This is a genomic window from Acinetobacter sp. YH16032, assembly GCF_013417345.1.
GTDB lineage: Bacteria > Pseudomonadota > Gammaproteobacteria > Pseudomonadales > Moraxellaceae > Acinetobacter.
In genome coordinates, this window is the sequence record NZ_VPEE01000097.1 from 1 (window position 1) to 2,907 (window position 2,907).

Annotated in this window: 3 protein-coding genes; all 3 read right to left on the minus strand. The window is 44.6% G+C overall.

Annotation, left to right across the window (positions count from 1 at the left end; genetic code table 11):
* Positions 1–97: 97 nt before the first annotated feature.
* Complete coding sequence (gene pcaD, locus FTV32_RS16340; RefSeq protein ID WP_180029108.1) at positions 98–877, minus strand: 3-oxoadipate enol-lactonase; 780 nt, start codon at positions 875–877, stop codon at positions 98–100.
* Positions 878–925: 48 nt separating this feature from the next.
* Complete coding sequence (gene pcaF, locus FTV32_RS16345) at positions 926–2,131, minus strand: 3-oxoadipyl-CoA thiolase (protein WP_180029109.1); 1,206 nt, start codon at positions 2,129–2,131, stop codon at positions 926–928.
* Positions 2,132–2,209: 78 nt separating this feature from the next.
* Positions 2,210–2,863, minus strand: a complete 654-nt coding sequence (locus FTV32_RS16350) for a 3-oxoacid CoA-transferase subunit B (protein ID WP_180029110.1) — start codon at positions 2,861–2,863, stop codon at positions 2,210–2,212.
* Positions 2,864–2,907: the final 44 nt, after the last annotated feature.

Consider the following 2,907-nt stretch of genomic DNA (forward strand, 5'->3'; position numbering starts at 1 on the left):
AAAAAAGCCAGACTGGTGGAGCAATCTGGCAAAGCGTCAAGATGAGTCACCCGTGACAAGTGATGTTTCCTGAGTTCAGGTTTAAGTTGTTCTGAACTTAAGCCTGAATAAATTCAGCCACAGCTTGGTTAAACGCCTGTGGTTGTTCAACATTCGAAATGTGCGAAGCATTAATCTCAACAAGTTGACTACCCGCAATCGCGGCTTGCATAAACTGACCATCTACCACAGTGGTCACAGGGTCTTGTTGACCTGCAATAATCAATACAGGAATCGAAATCTGTTTGAGTTGTTCACGCACATCCGCCTTAGCCAAAGCTTCACAGCAGCTTGCATAACCTTCAGGGCTGCCAGCTCCTAAGTCGTTTGAAAGTTTTTCAATCACTGCTGGGTTGCTTTGGATAAAGGGATCTGTAAACCAACGACCTGCAGCCGTTGATGCAATCGGTGCTAAACCTTGTTCACGAACCAATACGGCACGATCATTCCAAGCATTTTCATTGCCAATTTTAGCGGCGGTATTACACACAATCACATGACTAAAGCGTTGAGGATGATTGATCGCTAACCATTGGCCTGTCAAACCACCCATCGAAATACCACAGAATGCAGCTTTTTCAACATTTAAATGGTCGAGTAAATTCACCACATCTTGACCAAGTTGATCAATGGTATATGGACCTTGAGGCGCGTCCGATGCACCATGACCACGTGTGTCATAACAAATCACATAATGAGAAGCTTTAAAAAACTCAATTTGTGATTGCCACATGCTGAAATTTGTCCCTAAAGAGTTAGAGAAAACAAGAGCAGGTTTGCTTGAATCACCAAAAGTTTGATAATTGATTTGCGCATCATTTGAAGAAAAAGTAGGCATAGAATCCCTCCCGACCTCCCTTGAGAAAAGGGAGGGGGTTTTTAATAGTTAAACACGTTCGATAATTAAAGCGATGCCTTGACCCACACCGATACACATAGAGCACAATGCATATTTGCCACCAGTTGCTTCAAGTTGATTCAGTGCAGTCGTCACCAAACGCGCACCTGATGCACCCAATGGATGACCCAGTGCAATTGCACCACCATTTGGGTTTACACGCGCATCATCGTCGGCTAAACCTAGGTCACGTGTACATGCCAATGCTTGTGCTGCAAACGCTTCGTTCAGCTCAATCACATCCATTTGCTCTAGTGTTAAACCTGTTTGAGCCAGTAACTTTTTAATCGCAGGTGCAGGACCAAAGCCCATAATGCGAGGTTCAACCCCAACAGTGGTTGCACCAATCACTTTGGCACGAGGTTTTAAACCATATTTTTCTACAGCTGCATCAGAAGCAATCAGAATCGCAGCAGCACCATCGTTAATGCCTGATGCATTACCTGCGGTTACTGTACCGTCTGCTTTTACAACAGGTTTTAACTTGGTTAACGCTTCTAAAGTGGTTGATGCACGAGGATGTTCATCTTTTGCCACCACAACTGCATCACCTTTACGCTGTGGAATAGTCACAGGCACGATTTCTTGATCAAAGAAACCGCGTGCTTGTGCAGCAGCCGTACGTTGTTGGCTGGTTAAAGCAAATTGGTCTTGATCAGCACGGCTAATATTGAACTGTTCAGCCACGTTTTCAGCCGTTTGCGGCATGGTTTCAACACCATACATTTCTTTAAGCTTCGGGTTGATAAAACGCCAGCCCATGGTGGTGTCTTCAATCTTTTGACTACGACCAAATGCACTCTCAGATTTACCCATCACAAATGGAGCACGTGACATAGATTCAACACCACCTGCCACAATCACGTCAGCTTCGCCTGCTTTAATGGCACGCGCGGCCATTGCTACGGTATCGAGTGATGAACCACATAAACGGTTGACTGTGGTTGCAGGTACTGTATAAGGAATACCTGCTAAAAGCGCCGACATACGACCGACGTTACGATTATCTTCACCGGCTTGGTTGGCACAGCCAAATAAAACGTCATCGACGACATTCCAATCCACAGAAGGGTTACGTTCCATTAACGCTTTTAATGGCACTGCACCTAAGTCATCCGCACGGACAGGCGCCAAACCACCGGCATAACGACCAAAAGGCGTACGGATGGCATCAATGATGTATGCGTTTTTCATTTATTTATGTCCTAAATCTTTGAATCCCTCCCTAAATCCCTCCTTTAATAAAGGAGGGATTTAGGGAGGATTGATAAATTAGCCTTGAGTCGCATCAATGAGTTTGGCACCCGTCATCGATTGAAGTTCTTCAAAAGATAAGCCTTCAACTTTCTCAATCACTTTCATGCCTTCAGGTGTTACATCAATCACACAAAGGTCAGTATAGATACGATCTACACACTTTAAGCCTGTCGCAGGATAAGTCAGCTCAGCAACGATTTTAGGTTCGCCTTTTTTAGTGACATGATCGGTGGTAATAAAGACTTTTTTCGCACCCACGGCTAAGTCCATTGCACCACCCACAGCAGGGATGGCATCAGGTGCACCGGTATGCCAGTTTGCAAGATCACCATTTTCAGCGACTTGGAAAGCACCCAAGACTGCGATGTCTAAATGACCACCACGCATCATGGCAAATGAATCACCATGATGGAAGAAAGCTCCGCCTTCTAGCAGGGTTACAAACTCTTTACCCGCGTTAATTAACTCAGGGTCACGGTCTTCTTCCGCAGGGGGTGGACCAAAGGCCAATAAACCATTTTCAGAATGTAAAAAGACATCTTTGTCAGAAGGTAAATAGCTCGAGATTTTAGTTGGTAAACCAATCCCAAGGTTGACATAAGCACCATCAGGAATATCTTGTGCAACACGTTCAGCAATTTGATCACGGGTTAATTTTTGATAACTCATTTTATTTCTCCAATCTCAAATTACTGCGCAGGTTGAACTTGTAC